At 61.7% G+C, this 23012-nt stretch carries 22 protein-coding genes; 7 read left to right on the top strand and 15 right to left on the bottom strand.

Annotation, left to right across the window (positions count from 1 at the left end; genetic code table 11):
• Positions 1-4 precede the first annotated feature (4 nt).
• The 10 genes from pcaD to pcaR form a co-directional block, all read right to left on the bottom strand.
• Complete coding sequence (pcaD, locus tag ACF6ZU_RS19200; RefSeq protein WP_392886044.1) at positions 5-796, bottom strand: 3-oxoadipate enol-lactonase; 792 nt, start codon at positions 794-796, stop codon at positions 5-7.
• An 11-nt stretch (positions 797-807) separates the two neighbouring features.
• Complete coding sequence (locus ACF6ZU_RS19195) at positions 808-2172, bottom strand: 3-carboxy-cis,cis-muconate cycloisomerase (protein WP_392886042.1); 1365 nt, start codon at positions 2170-2172, stop codon at positions 808-810.
• A gap of 45 nt (positions 2173-2217) precedes the next feature.
• Positions 2218-3522 carry an MFS family transporter gene (locus ACF6ZU_RS19190; protein WP_392886041.1) on the bottom strand — a complete coding sequence of 435 codons (1305 nt, stop codon included), beginning with the start codon at positions 3520-3522 and terminating at the stop codon, positions 2218-2220.
• A gap of 197 nt (positions 3523-3719) precedes the next feature.
• Positions 3720-4286, bottom strand: a complete 567-nt coding sequence (gene pcaG, locus ACF6ZU_RS19185; RefSeq protein WP_392886040.1) for a protocatechuate 3,4-dioxygenase subunit alpha — start codon at positions 4284-4286, stop codon at positions 3720-3722.
• Between the two features lies 1 nt (position 4287).
• Positions 4288-4992, bottom strand: coding sequence for a protocatechuate 3,4-dioxygenase subunit beta (pcaH, locus tag ACF6ZU_RS19180; RefSeq protein ID WP_392886038.1), 705 nt, complete (start codon positions 4990-4992; stop codon positions 4288-4290).
• 36 nt (positions 4993-5028) lie between these two features.
• Positions 5029-6234, bottom strand: coding sequence for a 3-oxoadipyl-CoA thiolase (gene pcaF, locus ACF6ZU_RS19175; protein WP_392886036.1), 1206 nt, complete (start codon positions 6232-6234; stop codon positions 5029-5031).
• The gene (locus tag ACF6ZU_RS19170) at positions 6231-7010 is read right to left on the bottom strand and encodes a CoA-transferase subunit beta (RefSeq protein ID WP_392886034.1); all 780 of its coding nucleotides are present in this window, start codon (positions 7008-7010) and stop codon (positions 6231-6233) included. The genes pcaF and ACF6ZU_RS19170 overlap by 4 nt, the downstream gene beginning before the upstream one ends.
• Positions 7010-7867: a CoA transferase subunit A gene (locus ACF6ZU_RS19165; protein ID WP_392886033.1), complete on the bottom strand. Its 858-nt coding sequence runs from the start codon at positions 7865-7867 to the stop codon at positions 7010-7012. The genes ACF6ZU_RS19170 and ACF6ZU_RS19165 overlap by 1 nt, the downstream gene beginning before the upstream one ends.
• A gap of 269 nt (positions 7868-8136) precedes the next feature.
• Positions 8137-9483: an MFS transporter gene (locus tag ACF6ZU_RS19160; protein WP_392886031.1), complete on the bottom strand. Its 1347-nt coding sequence runs from the start codon at positions 9481-9483 to the stop codon at positions 8137-8139.
• A gap of 128 nt (positions 9484-9611) precedes the next feature.
• A complete protein-coding gene (pcaR, locus tag ACF6ZU_RS19155) occupies positions 9612-10454 on the bottom strand; it encodes a pca regulon transcriptional regulator PcaR (RefSeq protein ID WP_008025635.1) in 843 nt (280 codons plus the stop codon).
• 666 nt (positions 10455-11120) lie between these two features.
• Here pcaR and ACF6ZU_RS19150 point away from each other — a divergent pair.
• Positions 11121-11321, top strand: coding sequence for a hypothetical protein (locus tag ACF6ZU_RS19150; RefSeq protein WP_007935837.1), 201 nt, complete (start codon positions 11121-11123; stop codon positions 11319-11321).
• A gap of 377 nt (positions 11322-11698) precedes the next feature.
• Complete coding sequence (locus ACF6ZU_RS19145) at positions 11699-13174, top strand: inorganic phosphate transporter (RefSeq protein ID WP_392886027.1); 1476 nt, start codon at positions 11699-11701, stop codon at positions 13172-13174.
• Positions 13175-13484: 310 nt separating this feature from the next.
• On the opposite strand, the gene ACF6ZU_RS19140 is transcribed toward ACF6ZU_RS19145, so the two are convergent.
• The 3 genes from ACF6ZU_RS19140 to ACF6ZU_RS19130 all read right to left on the bottom strand — a co-directional run bounded on the left by ACF6ZU_RS19140 (position 13485) and on the right by ACF6ZU_RS19130 (position 14672).
• Positions 13485-13712, bottom strand: a complete 228-nt coding sequence (locus ACF6ZU_RS19140; RefSeq protein ID WP_392886025.1) for a hypothetical protein — start codon at positions 13710-13712, stop codon at positions 13485-13487.
• A 537-nt stretch (positions 13713-14249) separates the two neighbouring features.
• Positions 14250-14366 (bottom strand): cytochrome c oxidase subunit CcoM, encoded by a 117-nt coding sequence (gene ccoM / locus ACF6ZU_RS19135; RefSeq protein ID WP_392886023.1) that lies wholly within the window; start codon positions 14364-14366, stop codon positions 14250-14252.
• Between the two features lie 144 nt (positions 14367-14510).
• A complete protein-coding gene (locus ACF6ZU_RS19130; protein ID WP_392886021.1) occupies positions 14511-14672 on the bottom strand; it encodes a hypothetical protein in 162 nt (53 codons plus the stop codon).
• A 153-nt stretch (positions 14673-14825) separates the two neighbouring features.
• On the opposite strand from ACF6ZU_RS19130, the gene ACF6ZU_RS19125 reads away from it, so the two are divergent.
• The 3 genes from ACF6ZU_RS19125 (at position 14826) to ACF6ZU_RS19115 (ending at position 17441) form a co-directional block, all read left to right on the top strand.
• Positions 14826-15698 (top strand): LysR substrate-binding domain-containing protein, encoded by an 873-nt coding sequence (locus ACF6ZU_RS19125; RefSeq protein WP_392886019.1) that lies wholly within the window; start codon positions 14826-14828, stop codon positions 15696-15698.
• 88 nt (positions 15699-15786) lie between these two features.
• On the top strand, positions 15787-16257 hold the full coding sequence (locus tag ACF6ZU_RS19120) for a RidA family protein (RefSeq protein WP_392886017.1): 471 nt from the start codon (positions 15787-15789) through the stop codon (positions 16255-16257).
• Complete coding sequence (locus tag ACF6ZU_RS19115) at positions 16254-17441, top strand: aminotransferase class V-fold PLP-dependent enzyme (protein WP_392886015.1); 1188 nt, start codon at positions 16254-16256, stop codon at positions 17439-17441. The genes ACF6ZU_RS19120 and ACF6ZU_RS19115 overlap by 4 nt, the downstream gene beginning before the upstream one ends.
• Here the strand turns inward: ACF6ZU_RS19115 and ACF6ZU_RS19110 are convergent.
• Positions 17438-17779 (bottom strand): aspartate-semialdehyde dehydrogenase, encoded by a 342-nt coding sequence (locus ACF6ZU_RS19110; RefSeq protein WP_392886013.1) that lies wholly within the window; start codon positions 17777-17779, stop codon positions 17438-17440. The genes ACF6ZU_RS19115 and ACF6ZU_RS19110 overlap by 4 nt on opposite strands.
• 220 nt (positions 17780-17999) lie before the next feature.
• Between ACF6ZU_RS19110 and rapA the strand changes: the two genes are divergently transcribed.
• A complete protein-coding gene (gene rapA, locus ACF6ZU_RS19105) occupies positions 18000-20846 on the top strand; it encodes an RNA polymerase-associated protein RapA (RefSeq protein WP_392886011.1) in 2847 nt (948 codons plus the stop codon).
• A 183-nt stretch (positions 20847-21029) separates the two neighbouring features.
• Here the strand turns inward: rapA and ACF6ZU_RS19100 are convergent, their stop codons facing one another.
• On the bottom strand, positions 21030-22379 hold the full coding sequence (locus ACF6ZU_RS19100; RefSeq protein WP_392886009.1) for a spinster family MFS transporter: 1350 nt from the start codon (positions 22377-22379) through the stop codon (positions 21030-21032).
• A 225-nt stretch (positions 22380-22604) separates the two neighbouring features.
• Between ACF6ZU_RS19100 and ACF6ZU_RS19095 the strand changes: the two genes are divergently transcribed.
• Positions 22605-22970, top strand: a complete 366-nt coding sequence (locus ACF6ZU_RS19095) for a YkgJ family cysteine cluster protein (protein ID WP_392886007.1) — start codon at positions 22605-22607, stop codon at positions 22968-22970.
• Positions 22971-23012 lie beyond the last annotated feature (42 nt).

The following is a 23012-nucleotide window of genomic DNA, read 5'->3' as shown; positions in this document are numbered from 1 at the left end:
CCCCTCAATGGCCCGACAGGAAGGCAATAACGCGCTCACTGAACGCATCGCCCGCCTGTACGTTGGACAGGTGCGCGGCGTAGAACTCGGCGTACTCGGCGCCTACCACATGTTCCTGGATGAAGTGCCCGCCGGAGGGCGGCGTCACCGCGTCGTCGGTGCCGGCAATCACCAGCAGCGGCACCTTGATCGAGGACAGCTGATCACGGAAATCGGCATCGCGCACCGCGGCGCAATTGGCGGCATAACCCTCGGGCGAAGTGGCCGCCAGCATGTCGGTAATGCGTTTCGCCGCCGCCGGGTTGGCAGCGGAAAAGTCCGGGGTAAACCAGCGCGCAATCGATGCATCGCGCAGCGCGACCATGGCCGCCGCGCCGTCGCGCAGCACGGTTTCGATGCGCGGGTTCCAGATCGACGGATCGCCGATTTTCGCCGCGGTGTTGCACACCACCAGTTTGTTCAATCGATCACCGGCATGGATGCCCAGCCACTGGCCGATCAGGCCGCCCATCGACAGGCCACAGAAATGCGCCTTCTCAATGTGCAACGCATCCAACAGCGCCAGCACATCGCGCCCCAGTTGCTCGATGCTGTACGGCCCCGGCGTGACCAGGGATTGGCCGTGGCCACGGGTGTCGAAACGCAGTACGCGAAAATGCTCGGTGAACGCGGCAATCTGCGCGTCCCACATGTGCAGGTCGGTGCCCAGCGAGTTGGACAGCACCAGTACCGGCGCATCTACCGGACCGTCGATTTGATAATGCAGTTCGCCCTCGGCGAGTTGTACGAAAGCCACAGCAATCTCCTTCAGGCAGTCAACGCAGAATGTTCAGCCACCGCTCGCTCGACCCAGGTACGGGCCTGTCCGAGGTAGTGCGCGGGGTCCAGCAGATGATCGAGTTCAGCCGCCGAGAGTTCGGCGGTCACGTGCGGCTCGTCGCTCAGCACCGCGCGCAAATGCCGCTGCTCGGCCACGGCGCGCTTGCAGCACTGTTCCAGTAAATGGTGCGCCGTGTCGCGGCCGACCCGCTGCGCGAGGACGATGCTCACCGCCTCGGCCAGCACCAGGCCCTGGGTCAGGTCGAGGTTGCGGGCCATGCGCTCGGCATCCACTTCCAGACCGCCCGCCACCAACAGCGCTTGTTTGAGGCTGCCGGACACCAGGCAGCAAATCTCCGGCAGGGTTTCCCACTCGGCATGCCACAGCCCGAGGCTGCGTTCATGTTCTTGCGGCATGGCGCTGAACAGGGTCGAGAGCAGACCTGGCACCCGCGTGGCCGCGCCGATCAGCACCGCTGCGCCCACCGGGTTGCGCTTGTGCGGCATGGTCGACGAACCGCCCTTGCCCGGCGCCGAGGGTTCGAACACTTCACCTGCCTCGGTTTGCATCAACAGGCTGATGTCGCGGCCAAGCTTGCCGAGGCTGCCGGCGATCAAGCCCAGCACCGAGCCGAATTCCACCAGGCGATCGCGCTGGGTGTGCCACGGCTGGTCGGGCAAGCTCAGTTGCAGTTCCGTGGCCAGCGCTTCGGCAATCGGCAGCGCCTGCGGACCGAGGGCTGCCAGGGTTCCGGAAGCACCGCCGAATTGCAGCACCAGCAGGCGCGGCTTGAGTTCTTGCAGGCGCTGACGGCTGCGGGTAATGGCGCCCAGCCAACCAGCGATCTTCATGCCGAGGGTGACGGGCGTCGCATGTTGCAACCAGGTGCGCCCGGCCAGCGGCGTGGCGACGAAACGCAGCGCCTGGGTCGCGAGGGTTTCGCCCAGTTGCGCCAGATCGCTTTCGATCAGTTCCAGCGCCTGGCGCAGTTGCAGCACCAGGCCGGTGTCCATCACATCCTGGCTGGTCGCGCCCAGATGCACATAACGCTCGGCTTCGGCATCGGTGGCCGCGATCTGTTTGCCCAACGCCTTCACCAGCGGAATCGCCGAGTTGCCAGCCGTGGCAATCGCCTCGCCGAGGGCGGCAAAATCGAAATGCCCGGCCTGGCAGGCGGCTTCGATAGAGGCCACCGCCGCGTGCGGGATCAAACCGACCCGCGCCTCGGCCCGGGCCAGCGCCGCTTCGAAATCGAGCATGGCCTGAACCCGGCCCTGATCGCAGAACACCTCACGCATATCGCGGGCAGTGAAATAGGCATCGAACAATTGATTGCCCGGTCGCTGGTTCATAAACAGTTCCTGAAGGCGTGGGCCGGTCAGGCCCACGCAGATGGATCAAAGGTCGTGGTGCAAGTATTTCGCCTGTTTCGGCAGGCGCAGGCTGAACAGGAACGCTATCGCCATCATCACCGTGACGTACCAGTAGAAGGAGTTTTCCATGCCCACGGCCTTGAGGCTCAGTGCGACATATTCCGCCGATCCGCCGAAGATCGCATTCGCCACCGCGTACGCCAGGCCAACGCCCAGGGCACGCACTTCCGGCGGGAACATTTCGGCTTTCACCAGGCCGCTGATCGAGGTGTAGAAACTGACGATTGCCAGCGCCAGGGTGATCAGCACAAAGGCGAGGAACGGACTGCTGACGCTTTTCAGGCTCAACAGGATCGGCACGGTGCACAGCGTACCGAGGGCGCCGAACCAGAGCATCGAGTTACGGCGGCCGATTTTGTCGGCGAGCATGCCGAAGAACGGCTGCATGCACATATAAAGGAACAGCGCGCCGGTCATGATGTAGCTGGCGGTCTTGGCGTGCATGCCGGCGGTGTTCACCAGGTATTTCTGCATGTACGTGGTGAAGGTGTAGAAAATCAGCGAGCCACCGGCGGTGTAGCCGAGCACGGTTATGAACGCGGCTTTATGGTCGCGGAACAACGCGCGGATGCTGCCGGCGTCCTTGTTCTCGCGCATTTCCTTGCTGGTGGTTTCTTTCAGCGAACGACGCAGATACAGCGAAACCAGTGCCGCAGCCGCACCGACCACAAACGGAATCCGCCAGCCGTAGGCACGCAGGTCATCCTCGGTGAGGAACTGTTGCAGGATCACCACCAGCGACACCGCCAGCAATTGCCCGCCAATCAGCGTCACGTACTGGAACGAGGCGAAGAAACCACGCTGGCCCTTGAGCGCGACTTCGCTCATGTAGGTCGCGGTGGTGCCGTACTCGCCACCCACGGACAAGCCCTGGAGCAAGCGCGCGAACAGCAACAGGATCGGCGCCCAGACGCCGATGTCCTTGTAGGTCGGCAGACACGCGATGAGCAACGAGCCGAAGCACATCATCAGAATCGAAATCAGCATCGAATTCTTGCGCCCGTGCTTGTCCGCGACACGGCCGAAAATCCAGCCGCCAATCGGTCGCATCAGGAACCCGGCGGCGAATACGCCCGCGGTGTTCACCAGTTGCACGGTCGGGTTGTCGGAAGGGAAAAAGGCCGGGGCGAAATAGATCGCGCAGAAGGCGTAGACGTAGAAGTCGAACCATTCGACGAGGTTGCCGGACGAGGCGCCGACAATGGCGAAGATCCGTTTACTGCGCTCTTCGCCGGTATATAGCGCGGGTGCTGCGGTTGGCGTTGTCATTGTTTTTTTCACTCAATGGGGACAGTGAGAGTCTAGACATACTTTGCAACAGTCCCGTTCCACACAAGCAATACAGATCCCTTGTAGGAGCCGGCTTGCCGGCGATGAACGCAAGAGCGACGCGGATAACCATGAACACGCGTCATCGTTAACGACCATCGCCAGCAAGCTGGCTCCTACAGGGACTTGTGGTGTTTTCAGTAGTCGAAGAACACCGTCTCGGCGTCAGAGCCTTGCAGAATCACATTCCACTGATAAACGCCGCTCGCATCCTGCTTCGCCAGCAACGTAGCGCGACGTTCGGCCGGCACGCATTCCAGCAACGGGTCCGACACGTTGGCCGGCTCGCCATCAAAGTAGATCCGCGTCAGCAAGTGCTTCACCAGGCCGCGGGCAAACACCAGCACCACCAGGTGCGGCGCCTGGGTCGTGCCTTTCAGCCCTTCCACCGTGCCCGGCTTGATCGTGGTGAAGCGGAAGCGCCCTTCGGCATCCACCGGAATCCGCCCAAAACCTTCGAAGTTCGGGTCCAGGGGTTTTGCCTGATCGTCTTCGGGATGGTCGTATTTGCCGGCGGCGTTGGCCTGCCAGACTTCGAGCATCGCGTCGTTGACGATGTCACCGTTGCCGTCGACGACTTGCCCGGTGATCGCCACGCGCTCGCCCAGGGTTTGTTCGACGGTAAGGTTTTCGCGGTTCAGCCAGGTCAGGCCGATGTGGTAGTACGGCCCGACGGTGTGGGACGTGGTCGCAGTCAGCGTCATCTTATTTCTCCATCGGCGTGGCATCGCGGCCGCGCAAGACGATGTCCCAGCGATAACCGAGGGCATAGGAAGGGACGGTTTTTTCCAGGTCGAAACTGGCGATCAGGCGCTCTTTGGCACTGGTATCTGGCACGCAGTTGTAGATCGGGTCGTAGGCCAGCAGCGGGTCGCCTGGGAAATACATCTGGGTGACCAGCCGCGTCAGGATGCTCGGCCCGAACAGCGAGAAATGGATGTGCGCCGGGCGCCAGGCATTGTGGTGGTTGCCCCACGGGTAAGCGCCGGGCTTGATGGTCTGGAATTGATACCAGCCATCGGCATCGGTCACGGTACGGCCGGTGCCGGTGAAGTTCGGGTCCAGCGGCGCGTCGTGCAGATCGCGGGCGTGGTTGTAGCGACCGGCGGCGTTGGCCTGCCAGATCTCCACCAGAATCCCCGGCACCGGCAGACCGTTTTCATCCAGCACACGGCCGTGAATGATGATGCGCTCACCCAATGGCTCGCCCTTGTGCTGGGCGGTCAGGTCGTTGTCCTTCTCGTTGACGCGCTCGGCACCGACGGTCGGGCCGGTAATTTCCGACAACGAATGGGGCAGAAACACCAACGGCTTCGACGGCGAGCGACGGTTGGTGGATTGGTAAGTCGGGTGCAGGTACTCAGGCTGCGTGCCTTCCTGCGGACGACGGTAACCAGGCTTGTCAGTCATTTCGCTTTCCTCTGTTCTTGTTGTCACGGCTGCACGTCAGACGCGTTCGATGGCCAAGGCCAGACCCTGGCCGACACCGACGCACATGGTCGCCAGACCTTTCTTGCCACCGGTTTTTTCCAACTGATGCAATGCCGTCAGCACCAGACGCGCACCGCTCATGCCCAACGGATGGCCCAGGGCGATGGCGCCACCGTTCGGGTTGACCTGCGCCGCGTCGTCCGCCAGGCCCAGTTCGCGCAGCACCGCCAAGCCTTGGCTGGCGAAGGCTTCGTTGAGTTCGATCACGTCGAAATCGCTGACCGCCAGGCCCAGGCGTTCGGTGAGTTTCTGCACCGCCGGCACCGGGCCGATGCCCATCACGCGCGGTGCGACACCGGCGCTGGCCATGCCCAGCACTTTGGCCCGTGCGGTCAAACCGTGTTTTTTCACCGCTTCGGCCGAGGCCAGGATCAGGGCCGCGGCACCGTCGTTGACACCCGAGGCGTTGCCGGCAGTGACGGTTTTGTCGGGACCGTTGACCGGTTTCAGCTTGGCCAGGGTTTCCAGGGTGGTGTCGGCGCGAGGGTGTTCGTCCTGGCTGACCACGGTTTCACCCTTCTTGTGGGCAATGCGCACTTCAACGATTTCTTCGGCGAAAAATCCTGCAGCCTGCGCGGCGGCTGTGCGCTGCTGGCTGCGCAGGGCGAATGCGTCCTGGTCTTCGCGGGACACCCGGTAATCGTCCGCCACGTTGTCGGCGGTTTGCGGCATCGCGTCGACGCCGTACTGGGCTTTCATCAACGGGTTGATGAAACGCCAGCCGATGGTGGTGTCTTCGAGCTTCATGTTGCGCGAGAACGCCGCATCGGCCTTGCCCATCACGAACGGCGCGCGGGACATCGACTCGACGCCGCCGGCAATCGCCAGCTCCATTTCGCCGCTGGCGATGGCGCGGAACGCCGTGCCGATGGCATCCATGCCGGAAGCGCACAGGCGATTGAGGGTCACGCCGGGAATGCTCTCCGGCAGGCCCGCCAGCAACGACGCCATGCGCGCCACGTTGCGGTTGTCTTCACCGGCCTGGTTGGCGCAGCCGAGGAACACCTCGTCCACCGCATTCCAGTCCACCGACGGGTTGCGCGCCATCAGCGCCTTGATCGGCACGGCGGCCAGGTCGTCGGCACGCACCGCCGACAGGCCACCGCCGAAACGGCCGATGGGGGTGCGAATCGCGTCGCAGATATAAACGTCACGCATCACGCTTCTCCGGGTGCTTGGCCGTGGGCGGCGGCGGTGCGGGCTTCCAGGTCCCTGAGGGCTTTCAGCTCGACGTCGGTCGGCTCGGCGGTGCTTTCAACGCTGTCGGCGAAACGAATCGCCCAACCGGTGGCTGCGACGACTTGCTCGCGGGTCACGCCCGGGTGCAGCGCGGTGACCACGAATTCGTGGGTGCCGGCTTCCGGCTCCATGATGCACAGGTCGGTGATAATGCCGACCGGCCCGGCGCCCGGCAGCCCCAGGCGTTTGCGCGAATCACCGCCCTCGCCATGGCCGACCGAGGTAATGAAGTCGAGCTTGTCAACGAAGGAACGCGCCGACTGTTTAAGGATGATCAATACGCTTTTCGCCGAACCGGCGATTTCCGGCGCGCCACCGGCACCCGGCAAGCGAACTTTCGGCGCGTGATAATCGCCGACCACCGTGGTGTTGATGTTGCCGAAACGGTCGACCTGCGCGGCACCGAGAAAACCGACGTCGATGCGCCCGCCCTGCAACCAGTAGCGAAAAATCTCACCGGTCGGGACGACGGTGTCGGCGGTTTCCGCCAGCTCACCGTCACCGATCGACAGCGGCAATACACTCGGCTTGGCACCGATCGGACCCGATTCGTAGATAAGCACTACATCAGGCGAAGACGTCAGCCGCGCCAGGTTGGCCGCTTTCGACGGCAGGCCGATGCCGACGAAGCACACCGAACCGTTCTTCAGGCGGCGCGCAGCGGCGACGGTCATCATTTCATTAGTGGTGTAAGTCATTACTTCGCCTCCGAAGCAGCGGCCAGCTTGGCCTGGAACTCGCTGAAGTCAGCGCAGCCATGGATGTACTCGTTGATCCACGCGGTGAAGGTGTCACGGTCGCGGGCAATCGGGTCCCAGGCCTGGTAGAAACGGTTGTCACGCTCGTTGTAACCGTGAGCGTAGGACGGATGCGCACCGCCGGGAACGTGGCAGACCGCGCTCAACGCCCAGGTCGGCAGCACGCAGGAATTCATCGGTGCATTGAGGTCGTCGACGATTTCTTCGACGGTGACGATGCAACGCTTGGCGGCCAACGCGGCTTCTTTCTGTACGCCGAGGATGCCCCACAGCAACACGTTGCCTTTACGGTCGGCTTTCTGCGCGTGGATCACGGTGATGTCCGGGCGCACCGAAGGCACGGCGGCCAGCACTTCGCCGGTGAACGGGCAGGTCACGGATTTGATCAGCGGGTTGACCTTCGGCAAGTCGGAGCCGGCGTAGGCACGCAGCACCGCGAACGGCAGGCCGGAGGCGCCAGCGACGTAGGCATTCGCCAGGTCGGCGTGGCTGTGTTCTTCGATTTCCAGCGGGTGCGGCCATTGCTTCTCGACCGCGTCACGCAGGCGGTGCAACGAACCCACGCCCGGGTTGCCGCCCCAGGAGAAAATCAGCTTGCGAGCACAACCGGCGCCGATCAACTGGTCGTAGATCAGGTCAGGCGTCATCCGTACCAGCGTCAGATCTTTCTTGCCCTGGCGAATGATTTCGTGACCCGCCGCCGTAGGGATCAGGTGAGTGAAGCCTTCGAGCGCGACGGTATCGCCGTCGTTAATGAATTGCTTCACCGCGTCGTGCAGCGAAAGGATTTCAGCCATGGGGCAGGCTCCCGTTTTGTTATGAACCGACAGTGGATGAAAAAGGCGCGATGCGCGCGCCGGAATGACTAAAGAGTAAGCCCCGGAAAAACCCCAAACAATCCGATAATCGACTGAGTGTTCGTTTATCGAACAGATTGTTGTTTGGCTACCGATCCCCAAAAGCATTCGCGAGCAGGCTCGTTCCCACAGGAAAACGCGATCCGCCGTGGGAGCGAGCCTGCTCGCGAAGAGGCCCTGAAAATCACTGGAGATTCAGGATCAGGCCCTCAAGTCGCATCCGCATGACTGACCATGCCCTTGATCACCACCGCCGTGGTCGCCAACGCCGCCGGAATCACCAGCGCCGTCAGCACTTGTTCAAAGTTCCAGCCAAGCCCCAGCAACGTCGCGCCCATCCACGCCCCGAGGATCGCGCCAAAGCGGCCAATCCCGAGCATCCACGACACCCCGGTCGCCCGGCCCTGGGTCGGATAAAACCGCGCCGCCAGCGACGGCATCGCCGATTGCGCGCCGTTGACGCACATCCCCGCCACCAGCACCAAAGTCGCCAGCAACGCGATGTTGCCCAGGCTCTGCCCCACCGCGTAGGCAAACACCCCGGCCAGCAGGTAGAAAGTGCCGATGACCTTGTGCGGATTGAACCGGTCCATCGCCCAGCCCACGCCCACGGCGCTCAACACGCCACCGAACTGGAACAGCGCGCCGATAAACGCCGCTTGCTCCATGCTCGCGCCGCTGTCACGCATCAGCGTCGGCAGCCAGCTGGTCAGCAGGTAAACAATCACCAGGCCCATGAAATAGGTCAGCCACAGCAACAAGGTGCCGGCGCTGTAGGTGCCGGAGAAAATCACCGCGAAAACGTTACGGGCCTTCACGGTTTTCTGTTCCGGCACGCTGAAGCTGGACGCCTGCGCGACAACTGTAGGATCGATCGGGGCCAGGGCCTTGCGCACTTTGTCAGTGCCGCGATTGCGCACCACCAGGTAACGCGCCGATTCCGGCAGCCAGAACAACAACACCACCGCCAGGATCAGCGGCAGAATCCCGCCGATCAGCAGCAGGCTGTGCCAGCCGAACGCCGGAATCAGCTTGGCGGAAATGAAGCCGCCACCGGCCATGCCGAGGTTGAAACCGCAGAACATGCTGGTCACCAGCAGGGATTTCTTGCGCTCAGGGGTGTATTCCGAGAGCAGCGTCGTGGCGTTCGGCATGCCCGCGCCAAGGCCCAGGCCGGTGAGGAAACGCAGCACCAGCAACTGATCGACGTTGCTGCTGTAGGCCGAGGCCAGGCTGAACGCGCCGAACAACAGCACCGCGCCGACGAGTACGACTTTTCGCCCGAAGCGGTCAGCCAACGGGCCGGAACCCAATGCGCCGAAGACCATGCCGATCAACGCCGCACTCATCACCGGGCCGAGGCTGGCGCGATCGATGCCCCAGTCCTGGGACAGTGCAGGCGCAATGAAACCCATGGCCGCGGTGTCGAGGCCATCGAGAAAGACAATCAGGAAACACAGGATCACCAGTCGCCACTGGTAGCGCGAAATGGGTTGAGCATTGATGAAGGACTGCACATCGAGGCAGTTACCTACAACAGACTGAGGCTGGTTCATTATTTTTATTCCACGCAAGAACGCAGTCGGACAGGTGCCAGCCAAGGGCTGGCGCTGCCGCGACATTAGTGATCCCGGGGAAAGTGCGTCAATTCATCAAGCGCGAGTCTGTGCGATTACCGAACAGCTTAGGCAAAGAGCTGGGCGCTGAGATTACGGCTGGCTGCCAGCAGACCCGGCAGGAAACGCTGCTCCAGCTCGTTGCGGCTGACCCGGCCGGCGTGGGTGCTGACGTTGAGCGCCGCCACCACTTGCCCGGAAGCGTCGTACACCGGAACGGCAATCGAGCGCAGCCCTTGTTCCAGTTCCTGATCGACGATGCACCAGCCTTGTTGCCGGACTTCCTGCAAACATTCGAGCAGCGCCTCGGGGGTGTGCAAGGTGCGGCTGGTCTTGGCTTGAAGGTCGGCATGATCGAGGTATTCGCGTAGCGACGTGTCGTCCAGTGCCGCGAGCAGAATCCGGCCCATCGAGGTGCAATAGGCCGGCAGGCGCCCGCCCACCGACAGGTCGACGGAAATCAGGCGCTGAGTGGTTGCCGAGCGCGCGATGTACAAAATGTCATCGCCCTCCAGCGTGGCCATGTTGCAGGCCTCGTGAAGTTGTTCGCTCATGCGGTCGAGGTAAGGCTGGGCAGACACCGCCAGCGGCGTGGAAGACAGATAGGCATGGCCGAGGGTCAGCACTTTGGGCAACAGTGAATAGGTGCGGCCGTCAGTGGTGGCGTAGCCGAGTTTGATCAGCGTATGCAGGCAACGTCGCACGGCGGCGCGGGGAATTTCCGTGCGGTGACTGATCTGGGCGATGGTCAGGTGCCGTTTGCGTTCCTGGAACGCTTGCACCACGGCGAGCCCACGGGCCAGGGACGTCATGAAGTCCGGGTCGCCGGTCAGGGCCTGGATCCGCTTGGCGGGCGACGCGACAATCGGCGGCGCCACCGAAGCGAAGGAATTGCGCATTTGCTCATTCATATCAGGTCCATTTCCTACACGGATCAACGACGGTTATTACAAGCGGCTCCGGGTCCGGCACACAAGCCATAGGCCGCCAAGATTGGGCGATTATCGAACCACGGACCGATAATCGCAATCGGCAGAGAGCCAGGGACAAAACAGGGCTTAGGGCTTCACCCATTTCCTTAGATGTTTCCCCCCCTGCTTGAACCTTGAGTTAAAGGCCCCATGTAATGTCTTAAGTTGTTCGACTTAATGGCGCCAGAAAGACACCATCGCGATCTGATCGTAGAAACTTGCAAGTAATAAATCGATCACACAGGAAGATTCATTTTTAACTCTTTGGCGATAGTGTTCTTCAAATCGACCGCTATAATGCAAATCAATGGCGACCCGGTTTCTCTACCTGGTTTCGTCATCGGCAACCCGATGTTCCATCGTCGTTGCCCCCAGCAAGCGCCTGACGCTCATTCTAAATGCTCCGACAGCGCGCTCGCTGAAACAGGAAACTGATGCTACGTCAGCTGTTTTGCTCTGGTGTCGTGGCCGCCTGCAACATGGAAGTATTGATCGCCGTACCGTAAAACGATGCATTTACCGGCATTGTCCATTCGGTGAGCGCGGGCAATACATTTGATGCAGCGCGTTTTGCCAGAATTAATCTCAACCCATACAGGTAGCACTGTGACGAAAGACGAACTGCGCGCGGAACTTGAGCGCCAGGAACAACGTTACAAGGAAGTTTACGGCGGGGAAGTCACCACCTACGCCGCCCAGCCCGAACCGGAGCGCAAACCCTGGCGTAAGCGCGCCACCGTTCAGGACCAGGCTTTTACCCAGGAACTGCAGAAGATGGAAAAGGAACTCAAAGCCGAAGAGCCATGACCGCCTCGGCCTGACTCCTTTCAAGGGCCTGCGTCTGCCCCCGTTAAAAGCGGGATGCATTGATGTTGCCATTCGCGCCCGCTACGAGCGGGCAGCGGTTACCTCCTCCATCTGATGAGGTAAATGGAACATATCTGGCCCTCTTCTCAGATATTTCATACAAGCCCCCACGCCTTGCAGCCCGGCGAGAGAAACCCTTGCGCCTGCGGGCTTCTCAAAGAAATTCAACGACTTGCGAAACCCCGCAAACCCGCTAGCCTCCGGGTGTTTCCGAAAACTAATTCGTTGAAGAATGTTACCGATGAGCAGCTAGTGCATCGATTAACAGTCTTTTCTGGCATAATCGCGCCCCCTTATGACCGGGTCAGAAAACCTTCATGATCGATTTATTCAGCGGACTGGATGCTTGGGTGCTTGTGAGCCTCTTGCTCGCCCTCGCCTTTGTCCTCGCCTTCGAGTTCATCAACGGCTTTCATGACACCGCTAACGCGGTCGCCACGGTGATCTACACCAAAGCCATGCCGCCTCATCTGGCGGTGTTCTTTTCCGGTGTGTTCAACTTTCTCGGCGTACTGCTGGGCGGTGTCGGCGTGGCGTATGCCATCGTCCACCTGCTGCCGGTGGAACTGCTGATCAATGTGAACACCGGCCACGGGCTGGCCATGGTGTTCTCGCTGCTCGCCGCCGCCATCACCTGGAACCTGGGCACCTGGTACTTCGGTATCCCGGCCTCCAGTTCCCACACGCTGATCGGTTCGATCCTCGGTGTCGGCCTGGCCAACGCGCTGATCAACGACATTCCGTTGGCCGATGGCGTGAACTGGCAGAAGGCGATCGATATCGCCGCCTCGCTGGTGTTCTCGCCGATGGCCGGGTTCCTGATCGCGGCACTGATCCTGATCGGCCTTAAATGGTGGCGTCCGCTGTCGAAGATGCACAAGACCCCGGAACAGCGCCGCAAGATCGATGACAAGAAGCACCCACCGTTCTGGAATCGCCTGGTGCTGGTGATCTCGGCCATGGCCGTGAGCTTCGTGCACGGTTCCAATGACGGCCAGAAAGGTATCGGCCTGATCATGCTGGTGCTGATCGGTATCGTTCCGGCGCAGTTCGTTCTCGACCTGGGCAGCACCACCTACCAGATCGAACGGACGCGCGATGCGACCTTGCACCTGAGCCAGTTCTACAAGCGTAATGCCGACACCTTGGGCGAGTTCCTGGCCTTGGGCAAAAGCGTAGAAGGCGATCTGCCGGAGAAATTCCGTTGCAACCCGCAACAGACCGAACCGACCATTTCCGCCCTGCTCGACACCCTTAAAGGCGTGGCCGACTACCACTCGCTGCCGGCGGAAAGCCGCATCGAAGTGCGTCGCTACCTGCTCTGCCTGGACGACACGGCCAAGAAAGTCAGCAAGCTGCCAGGCCTCGCGCCTCGTGAAAAGGCTGACCTGGACAAGCTACGCAAAGACCTGACCACCACCACCGAATACGCCCCGTTCTGGGTGATTCTGGCGGTCGCACTGGCCTTGGGCCTGGGCACCATGGTTGGCTGGAAACGCGTAGTACTGACCATCGGCGAGAAGATCGGCAAGCAAGGCATGACTTATTCCCAGGGCATGTCGGCGCAGATCACCACGGCGAGCCTGATCGGCATGGCCAACATCTTCAGCCTGCCGGTGTCCACCACCCACGTCCTGTCCTCGGGCGTGGCCGGCACCATGGTCGCCAACAAAAGCGGCCTGCAGGGCGGCACCGTCAAAACCATCCTGCTGGCCTGGGTCCTGACCCTGCCGGCAACCGTGGCGCTGTCTGCCGGTCTGTTCTGGCTGGCGTCGAAGGCACTCGGCAGCTGATACATCGCTGCAACGAAAAAGGCGCGTTCCGTGAGGTTCGCGCCTTTTTTATCGCTGCAGTCTCGTGTTCAGGCGTACATATCCGTTTCTGCGGTAACGGCCGCCTATGGTTCCGCTCTTACAGCGGGTTACTTGGAAAAGCGGAACGCCGCCCGGCGCCAAGTAACCAAGCGCTTTTGCCCCTTCGTTCGGTGCCTCGCTAAGGCTCGGCATTCCCTCGCTCCGGTCCTGCTCCGCCTCTCGAGGGGGCGGGCACCGCAAGATCAAAAGCGAAAGGCGAGCTAACGCACGGTCTGATGAATGGTGAGAATCAAAAGCGCACGCGATCCCCTGTAGGAGCCAGCTTGCTGGCGAAAAACGCCCAGGCGCCGCGTTCATCCAGACAGCCCGCGTCATCGTTGACGTCCATCGCCAGCAAGCTGGCTCCTACAGTTTTGAACGTGTCAACCCGCCCCCCCTGTAGGAGCGAGCCATGCTCGCGAAAAACGTCCAGACAACCGCTTTCATCCAGACAGCCCGCGTCATCGTTAACGTCCATCGTCGGAACGCCGCCCGCAGCAAGCCGGCTCCTACACGGGATTGGTGTACAGATTCGGGATGGGTGAGTGCAGAAAAAAGGGCAATGCGATCGACCAGAGAGCCAGGTCGGCTACCAGGCCGCCTCGGCGGCTGTGGCGGTGGTCGCCCCCTCGAGAGGCCGAGTGGAGGTTCTGCGCAGTGGGCAACCCGGCATGGATGCCGGGTTAGCCGCGCACGGCCATGGATTGCCGATCGCGGCGGGCCCACGGAGCAGTACCGGAGCGAGGGAATGTCGAGCCTAGGCGAGGCACCGAACGAACGGGGGCAAAAGCGCTTGGTTACTTGGCGCCGGGCGGCGTTCCGTTTTTCCAAGTAACTCGCCGTAAGGGCGAAACCAATAGCCGCCGTTACCGCAGAAACGGATATGTAAACAATCCAAAACCCAAACCAACCTGAATATTCCAGGCCTATACACGCCGCAAAATTTTCATGGGCAAAAAAAAGGGCAACCGAAGTTGCCCAAAATGCCTTGCGTGCTCATTGCATCCAAAAAGACCTACGGCTTTTTCCGCTTGTGCGCATCTTTCCAGATAAAAAATCCAAACCCGGCAAAAAACATAACCATGAGGCCGACTGTCAGCACTCCGGCGATCACCACGTTGTCGAAAAACATGACTGGCCTCCTGGACTTGCCCTGTTGCGATAGGGCTAAGTTAACCAATCAGGCAGGAGAGAAAATTGACCGGGATCAATATCGCCCGAGACCGGGCGCAAAGGAGGGAGAAAAACTGATCTGCATCAACAGATGCGGGGGGATTTAACGTTTTTTCGGTTTGTTCTTCGGCTTCTTCTTCGGTTTACCCAACGGCATGGCCTGCTCGAACGCCTGGCGCACTTCATTCAAGCGCTTTTCGTTGAGGTCATGAACACGCTTGGCGCGTTCCGAATTGAGGTCGATCAGCTTGTCGTCTTGGCTCATGGCGTTCAGTGCGTTGGGTGAATGCGCCAATAATGCGGTCTGGCGCCGCCGCTGACCAGTCACCCGTGTCGCCGTGACTTAACAAAATATGTGCTCGAGCGATTATTTCACCGCACAATCGCGTTTTTGCGATGGACCCAAAGGACCCGCGCCGTGGAATTGCACCAGGATCTGCCGCCGCTGATGGCCTTGCGCGCCTTTGAGGCCGTGGCTCGCCATCTGAGCTTCATCAAGGCCGCCGATGAATTGTCGGTGACGCAAAGTGCAATCAGCCATCAAGTGCAGAAACTCGAGCAGTTTCTCGATCAGCCGCTGTTTATCCGTCGCACCCGGGCCATCGATCTGACGCCGGCCGGCGAAGCGTACTACCGCAAGATTCAACCAGCCCTTGAATCCATTGCCGTCGCCACCCGGGAACTGCGCCGCAACGACCCGCATGAAACCACCCTGCGCATCGGCCTCCTCGCCTCGTTCGCCACGCTGTGGCTGGCACCGCGCCTGGCCAGTTTCAATGCGCGTTATCCACACATCCATGTCGAATTGCTGCCCTCGGTACAACTGGCCGATGTGGGCGGTGGCGAAGTCGACCTGGCGATCCGTTACGGCAAGGGCGGCTGGCCGAAAGTCCGGGCCGAACGCTTCATGGTGGAAACCCTGACGCCGGTTTGCAGCCCCGCGTTCAAAACCAGGAGCATCGAAAAAGGCCCTTTACTCATGGCCAAATCCCAGCAACCGTTCGAGTGGATCGACTGGAGCGCCCACAACGGCCTCGACCTCAGCCACATTCCGAGCGTCATGCTCCACGACTACAACATCGTCGTCGAAGCCGCCGTGGCCGGTCAGGGCATTGCCATGGGGCGCCAGCATTTGATCGGGCGCAGACTCCGGGAAGGCGTGCTGGTCGAAGCCTTCGACACCCCGCCGTTCATCAGCGACATCGGCTATTGGCTGGTCACGCCGGAGCGACCTGCGAACCCTGCCGTGGAATGCTTCAGCCAATGGCTGAAAGAAACGACTGACGCATGAGCTGATTCGATACGTCGAATCAAATCTATCCGTTTGTCGCGCTCCCCGTCCGCCAACATGCTGAAGCCTTCACTCAGGAGGATTCACCATGACCGACTCACTTGCCCAACGCGTCCAGCAACTTGGCCTGAGCCTGCCGACGCCCAGCCAGCCCATCGCCAACTACGTCAATCATGTCGTCAGCCAGAACCAGCTGTTCATCTCTGGCCAGATCCCTTTGCAAGCGGGCAAACCAGCGTTTATCGGACGCCTGGGAGAATCGATCTCCGACGAAGAAGGGACCAACGCCGCCGAACTCGCCGCTTTAGGCCTGCTTGCGCAACTGAGTGACGCCCTCGGCGATGACCTGTCCAGACTGGTGCGCATCATCCGCCTTGGGGTGTTCATCGCCAGCGCTCCTGAATTCCAGCGTCAGGGGGTAGTCGCCAACGGTGCGTCGAACCTGCTGGTCAACGCCCTCGGCGAGAAAGGCCGGCATGTGCGCACGGCCGTCGGTGTCTCCAGCCTGCCCAGCGGCGTGGCGGTGGAAATAGACGCGATATTCGAGCTGCGGCCATGAACCTCGGCGAAGTGAAACGTCTGCGGGCGGCCACGCCGGGGTGCGCCCGCGTGATTCACTTCAACCACGCCGGCGCGTCGTTGCCGAGTCAGGCCACCCTCGACGCGGTGATCGAACAGTTGCAACGCGAGGCCATCAGCGGACCGATGGAGGCCGCCGACCAGAGCGTTCAAGCCCGCGCCCGCCATGCGGCGGCCAGACTGCTGAATGCCGAGACTGAAAACATCGCATTCGCCAGCAGCGGCTCGGCGGCGTGGGGCATGGCCTTCAATGCGTTGGGGCCATGGCAGGCAGGCGAGCGAATTCTGGTCGGACGCCATGAATGGGGCGGCAACCTGGCGTGTATCAGCCGGGCCGTCAGCGCGGGCGCGCGGCTGGAAGTGATTCCCTGCGATGAAACGGGCGCGGTGTCCGTCGCCGCCCTGAAGCAGATGATCGACGCCAAAGTGAAGCTGATCGCCCTGACCTGGCTCCCGGCCAACGGCGGCCTGATCAATCCTGCCGAAGCCATTGGCGCGGTGGCGCGAGCACACGGGATTGCCTATTTCATCGACGCCGGCCAGGCCTTGGGCCAATTGCCCTGCGACGTGCAGGCGCTGCATTGCGATGTGCTCAAGGGCGCCGGGCGCAAATTCCTGCGGGGACCGCGCGGTACGGCGCTGATGTACGTCCGACCGGCGTTTCTCGAACGGCTCGTGCCCGGCCAGTTGGACGTGCTGTCCGCGCCCTGGGATGGCGAAGGCTTCCCGGTTCGCGCCGATGCGCGACGCTTTGAAACCAGTGAAGTGTCGGTGGCACTGCTGGCCGGCCTGGCCAATGCACTGGAGGAGTTCAACGACCTGGGCGCGGCCAGCGTTCGCCAGCGAATCGATGGATTGTGCCGGCAACTACGCGAACGCCTCACGGAGGTCAGCGGGCTGACGCTGCACAACCTGGGGCCCGCCGATCAGCAATCAGGCCTGATCGCTTTCACGCTCGAGGGCTGGGACAGTGCCGATTTGAAACAGCGGCTGGCACAACGTGGGATCAACATCGGCGCCAATGGCGTGGCCTATACGCCGCTGGACATGCAGGCCAGAAGACTGGACAGCATCGCGCGGATCGCTGTCAGCTACCTCAATACCGAAGAAGAAATGGATGTGTTGCTGGAGGCCTTGAACGAATTGTCCGCCCAATGCGGCTAGATCTGAATGTCGACCCACAACCCCTGGCGCGGCTCGTCTTCAATCAATGGCGCTACCGGCACGGTGTTGTCGGCATTGAGCTCGGTGCCGGGAATCGCCAGGTGTTCATCAGGGTCTTCATCGGCCTCGCGACGGCGTCTTTGCTGCTCCTGCTTGCGGCGCTGTTCCTCGCGCAGCTGAAAAGCCGCCTCTTCCGGGTCGCGCTGTTGCAGGTCGATGGTGCTTTCGTTGGAGCTTTCCTGCACCGGCACAACGGGCGGAATATCCGGGCGCTGGCGGATCGGGTCGTGCTGTGAAGTGATCGGCACGGCACTCAAGGGGAGCATCGGTGGCAGCATGATTAGTGGGTCTCCTGTCAGCAGGCTGTCGGCTGAGGGGATGGCGACTTGAGCCATCGGTCGCAAACTGTGACCGGATTGGCATTCACAAGTGCCCCGGCCTGCGCACATACCAAGCGTTGAACTAACGTAAGACTGTGAGTTTTTCTGAGAGTCCTTTGGCCCTGAAGCCCTCATTCCGTTAAGATAGCCCGCTTTTTCAAGGTGGGAGTCAGGCAGCATGGCGCAGCAGTATCAACCGGGGCAACGCTGGATCAGTGACAGCGAAGCCGAGCTGGGTTTGGGCACCGTTCTGGCACAGGACGGCCGCTTGTTGACCGTGCTCTATCCGGCCACTGGCGACACTCGCCAGTACGCGCTACGGAATGCGCCCCTCACCCGCGTGCGTTTTTCGCCGGGCGACTCGATCACTCACTTCGAAGGCTGGAAACTGACGGTACAGGAAGTCGACGACGTCGATGGCCTGCTGGTCTACCACGGCCTCAACGCGCAGAACGAAGTGGTCACCCTGCCGGAAACCCAGCTGTCGAACTTCATTCAGTTCCGTCTGGCCAGCGACCGTCTGTTCGCCGGGCAGATCGACCCGCTGGCCTGGTTCTCCCTGCGTTACCACACGCTGGAACACACCAGCCGTCAGTTGCAGTCCGCGCTCTGGGGCCTGGGCGGTGTGCGTGCGCAACCGATCGCGCACCAGCTGCACATTGCCCGTGAAGTCGCCGACCGCATTGCGCCGCGGGTTTTGCTGGCGGACGAAGTGGGCCTGGGCAAGACCATCGAAGCCGGCCTGGTGATCCATCGCCAACTGCTCTCGGGTCGCGCCAACCGCGTGCTGATCCTCGTGCCGGAAAACCTCCAGCACCAGTGGCTGGTCGAGATGCGCCGCCGCTTCAACCTGCAGGTCGCGCTGTTCGACGAAGAACGCTTCATCGAAAGCGATGCCGCCAACCCGTTCGAAGACACCCAGCTCGCACTGGTTGCGCTGGAGTGGCTGGTGGAAGACGAGAAGGCCCAGGACGCGCTGTTCGCTGCCGGCTGGGACCTGATGGTCGTCGACGAAGCCCACCACCTGGTGTGGCACGAAGACAAGGCCAGCCCGGAATACTCGCTGGTTGAACAGCTCGCCGAAGTCATCCCGGGCGTACTGCTGCTGACCGCGACCCCGGAGCAACTGGGCCAGGACAGCCACTTCGCGCGCCTGCGCCTGCTCGACCCGAACCGTTTCCATGACCTGCACGCCTTCCGCGCCGAGAGCGAAAACTATCGCCCGGTGGCCGAAGCCGTTCAGGAGTTGCTGGACAAAGGGCGCCTGTCGCCTGAAGCGCACAAGACCATCCACGGTTTCCTCGGCAACGAAGGCGAAGCCTTGCTGACCGCGGTCAACGATGGCGACACCGAAGCCAGCGCCCGCCTGGTCCGCGAACTGCTGGACCGTCACGGCACCGGCCGCGTGCTGTTCCGCAACACCCGCGCCGCCGTGCAGGGTTTCCCGGAGCGCAAGCTGCACCCGTACCCGCTGCCGAACCCGGACGAATACCTCGAACTGCCGCTGGGCGATCACGCCGAGCTGTACCCGGAAGTCAGCTTCCAGGCCCAGCCGGATGCCAACGAAGAAGAACGCTGGTGGAAATTCGACCCGCGCGTCGAGTGGCTGATCGACACGCTGAAGATGCTCAAGCGCACCAAAGTGCTGGTGATCTGCGCCCACGCCGAAACCGCGATGGATCTGGAAGATGCCCTGCGCGTCCGTTCCGGCATCCCGGCGACGGTGTTCCACGAAGGCATGAACATCCTTGAGCGTGACCGCGCGGCGGCGTACTTCGCTGATGAAGAGTTCGGCGCGCAAGTGCTGATCTGTTCGGAAATCGGCAGTGAAGGTCGCAACTTCCAGTTCTCGCACCACCTGGTGCTGTTCGATCTGCCGTCGCACCCGGATCTGCTGGAGCAGCGTATCGGTCGTCTCGACCGGATCGGCCAGAAGCACATCATCGAATTGCACGTGCCGTACCTGGAAACCAGCCCGCAAGAGCGCCTGTTCCAGTGGTATCACGAAGCGCTGAACGCATTCCTCAACACCTGCCCGACCGGCAATGCCCTGCAACATCAGTTCGGCCCGCGCCTGCTGCCGCTGCTGGAAAACGCCGACGATGGCGAGTGGCAAGCGCTGATCGACGAAGCCCGTGGCGAGCGCGAGCGTCTGGAAGCCGAGCTGCACACCGGCCGTGACCGTCTGCTGGAGCTCAATTCCGGCGGCGCCGGCGAAGGGGATGCGCTGGTCGAGGACATCCTCGAGCAAGACGACCAGTTCGCCCTGCCGATCTACATGGAAACCCTGTTCGACGCGTTCGGCATCGACAGCGAGGACCACTCGGAAAACGCGCTGATCCTCAAGCCGAGCGAAAAAATGCTCGACGCCAGCTTCCCGCTGGGCGACGACGAAGGCGTGACCATCACCTACGACCGCAACCAGGCGCTGTCTCGCGAAGACATGCAGTTCATCACCTGGGAGCACCCGATGGTGCAGGGCGGCATGGACCTGGTGCTGTCCGGCTCGATGGGCAACACCGCTGTGGCGCTGATCAAGAACAAGGCGCTGAAACCGGGGACCGTGTTGCTGGAACTGCTCTACGTCAGCGAAGTGGTTGCGCCGCGCTCGCTGCAACTGGGCCGTTACCTGCCGCCAGCCGCCCTGCGCTGCCTGCTCGACACCAACGGCAACGACCTGTCGGGCCGCGTGTCGTTCGAAACCCTGAACGATCAGCTGGAAAGCGTGCCACGCGCCAGCGCCAACAAGTTCATCCAGGCCCAGCGCGATCAGCTGACGCCACGGATCAACGCCGGCGAAGAGAAAATCGCCCCGCGTCACGCCGAACGTGTGGCTGAGGCGCAACGTCGCCTGGCCGCCGACACCGACGAAGAACTGGCGCGCCTGACCGCGTTGCAAGCGGTCAACCCGACCGTGCGCGACAGCGAGCTGATTGCCCTGCGCAAACAGCGCGAGCAAGGTTTGGCGATGCTGGACAAGGCTGCGTTGCGCCTGGAAGCGATTCGGGTGTTGGTGGCGGGTTAATTCCCCCGCGATATCCCATGCAATGAAAAAGGCCCGCAGCGATGCGGGCCTTTTTTTGCCTCGGTAAAACCACAATCCCTGTAGGAGCCGGCTTGCCGGCGATGAGGTCCTTGAATTCGGCGGTGCTTTAACGGACGCCATCGCCGGCAAGCCGGCTCCTACAGGTTCTGTATTCCAGTTTTCCTACGCGGTGACCGCCGGGATCTGCGGCTCAACCACCGCCACCAACCCTTCCTTCATCCGCTTGGCATCGCGCACAAAACACCGCGACGCCAGGAACAGAAACACCATCGTGAAGAACAGCGCCACCGGGATCAGGTACATCGCATCATGCAGGCCAACGGCCTTGAACGCTTCGGTCATTTGTTCGGCGCCGGCCGCCAGCATCGCCGTGTGCGCGAAGTGATCGGACAGGCCGCCCACCACCACCGGCCCCAAGCCTCCGCCGAGCAGATACAGACCGGCAAAGAACAGCGCCATCGCCGTCGCGCGCAGACGAGGCTCGACCACGTCCTGAATCGCCGTGTAAACGCAGGTATAGAAGTTGTAGGCGAACAACCAGCCGACGCTGAACACCGCCACGAACACGCCGATCTCGATTCGCCCGGCATGCAGCGCCCAAGCGGTGCACACCGTCGAGATGATCAGGCTGAACGCCGCAAACAGCAGACGCCCGTTCGCCACCCGCTGGTGAATCTTGTCCGCGACCCAGCCACCCAGGGTCAGGCCGAACAGCCCCGTCACACCGACGATCACTCCGGTCGCCACCGCGGCTTCCTGCAACGGCATCAGGAAATAGCGCTGCAGCATCGGCACCAGAAACGAGTTGCAGGCGTAGGTGGCGAAGTTGAAACACAGCCCCGCCATTACCAGCCACAGGAATGTCGGCACCGCCAGCACGCGGCGGATCGGCCGGTCCACACGTTCTTGCGAGACCTGCACGCTCTCGGCGGCACCGCGTTTCGGCTCCTTGATGAAGAACATGAAGATCGCCAGGATCAGCCCCGGTACGGCGGCGATGAAGAACGGTGCGCGCCAGCTATCGAATGCCTTGACCATCGCGCCAATGGTGAAAAACGCCAGCAGCAAGCCCAACGGCAGACCGAGCATGAAAATGCCCATCGCCCTTGCGCGGCGGTGGGCCGGGAACAGGTCGCCGATCAGCGAATTGGCGGCCGGTGCATAACTGGCCTCGCCAATGCCGATGCCCATGCGCACGATCAGGAAACTCCAGAAACTGCCGACCATGCCGTTGACCGCCGTCAGGCCGCTCCACGCCGCCAGGCCCCAGCCCATCAGTTTGCTGCGCGAGCCGGTATCGGCCATGCGCCCCAAGGGCAGGCCGGCGATGGCATAAACGATGGTGAACGCGGTCCCGATGATTCCCAGTTGAAAGTCGCTGAGGTGCCATTCCATCCGGATCGGCTCGATGATGATGGCCGGGATGGTGCGGTCGAAGAAGTTGAACAGATTGGCCAGGAACAGCAGGAACAGAATGCGCCAGGCATTCGCCGCTTGGGTCGAGTTCTGCATGGGTCCGTCTCTTTTTATTGTTTTTGGGGCGTCACTTCCCCGGAAACTGCAATCTAGTCAGGCCCGCCAAAACTGTCTGTAATTATTCGTTAAGCTGATACCACCCCATAGTGACCCGACGCTCGAAAATACCTGTCGCCCCCCCTTCCAAAGCCCGATGCGAAGCCTAGAATAGCGGCCTTTCCTGCCCCCTCCGTACTCCCGTCCATCTATTGATTACCACTTATGTCCGAAGCCAGTCCGTGTCTGAATTGCGGTGCCTGCTGTTCCCATTTTCGCGTGTCTTTTTTCTGGGGTGAATGCACCTCGGCCGGAGGAACGGTTCCCGACGAGCTGGTCGCACCCATCAGTCCCAGCCGGGTCGCGATGCTGGGCACCGATTGCAAGCCCACTCGCTGTATCGGCCTGGTCGGAGAGGTAGGCAGCACAGTGCAGTGCTCGCTTTACGACCAGCGCTCCAGCACCTGCAGGGAATTCGAGGCCTCCTGGGCCAATGGCGAAGCGAACGCGGATTGCGATGCAGCCAGAGCGGCGTTCGGCCTGGCGGCTCTGCAACCCGCGTTTGAAATTTCTTATGAAGAGAGCGCTTAACGCTTATCGCCAATGGTAATTGCGTCAATGCCAAAATCATTG

It is taken from the genome of Pseudomonas migulae, assembly GCF_043225285.1.
GTDB lineage: Bacteria > Pseudomonadota > Gammaproteobacteria > Pseudomonadales > Pseudomonadaceae > Aquipseudomonas > Aquipseudomonas migulae_C.
The sequence above is the reverse complement of the archived record's forward strand: the minus strand, read 5'-3'. Positions and strand labels throughout refer to the sequence as shown.

Coding starts and splice junctions, on each gene's coding strand:
- ACF6ZU_RS19195 (WP_392886042.1), bottom strand. CDS start 2,172: ATGAACCAGCGACCGGGCAATCAATTGTTCGATGCCTATTTCACTGCC.
- ACF6ZU_RS19190 (WP_392886041.1), bottom strand. CDS start 3,522: ATGACAACGCCAACCGCAGCACCCGCGCTATATACCGGCGAAGAGCGC.
- pcaG (WP_392886040.1), bottom strand. CDS start 4,286: ATGACGCTGACTGCGACCACGTCCCACACCGTCGGGCCGTACTACCAC.
- pcaH (WP_392886038.1), bottom strand. CDS start 4,992: ATGACTGACAAGCCTGGTTACCGTCGTCCGCAGGAAGGCACGCAGCCT.
- ACF6ZU_RS19170 (WP_392886034.1), bottom strand. CDS start 7,010: ATGACTTACACCACTAATGAAATGATGACCGTCGCCGCTGCGCGCCGC.
- ACF6ZU_RS19165 (WP_392886033.1), bottom strand. CDS start 7,867: ATGGCTGAAATCCTTTCGCTGCACGACGCGGTGAAGCAATTCATTAAC.
- ACF6ZU_RS19160 (WP_392886031.1), bottom strand. CDS start 9,483: ATGAACCAGCCTCAGTCTGTTGTAGGTAACTGCCTCGATGTGCAGTCC.
- pcaR (WP_008025635.1), bottom strand. CDS start 10,454: ATGAATGAGCAAATGCGCAATTCCTTCGCTTCGGTGGCGCCGCCGATT.
- ACF6ZU_RS19145 (WP_392886027.1), top strand. CDS start 11,699: ATGATCGATTTATTCAGCGGACTGGATGCTTGGGTGCTTGTGAGCCTC.
- ACF6ZU_RS19140 (WP_392886025.1), bottom strand. CDS start 13,712: ATGGACGTTAACGATGACGCGGGCTGTCTGGATGAAAGCGGTTGTCTG.
- ccoM (WP_392886023.1), bottom strand. CDS start 14,366: ATGTTTTTCGACAACGTGGTGATCGCCGGAGTGCTGACAGTCGGCCTC.
- ACF6ZU_RS19130 (WP_392886021.1), bottom strand. CDS start 14,672: ATGAGCCAAGACGACAAGCTGATCGACCTCAATTCGGAACGCGCCAAG.
- ACF6ZU_RS19120 (WP_392886017.1), top strand. CDS start 15,787: ATGACCGACTCACTTGCCCAACGCGTCCAGCAACTTGGCCTGAGCCTG.
- ACF6ZU_RS19115 (WP_392886015.1), top strand. CDS start 16,254: ATGAACCTCGGCGAAGTGAAACGTCTGCGGGCGGCCACGCCGGGGTGC.
- ACF6ZU_RS19110 (WP_392886013.1), bottom strand. CDS start 17,779: ATGCTGCCACCGATGCTCCCCTTGAGTGCCGTGCCGATCACTTCACAG.
- rapA (WP_392886011.1), top strand. CDS start 18,000: ATGGCGCAGCAGTATCAACCGGGGCAACGCTGGATCAGTGACAGCGAA.
- ACF6ZU_RS19100 (WP_392886009.1), bottom strand. CDS start 22,379: ATGCAGAACTCGACCCAAGCGGCGAATGCCTGGCGCATTCTGTTCCTG.
- ACF6ZU_RS19095 (WP_392886007.1), top strand. CDS start 22,605: ATGTCCGAAGCCAGTCCGTGTCTGAATTGCGGTGCCTGCTGTTCCCAT.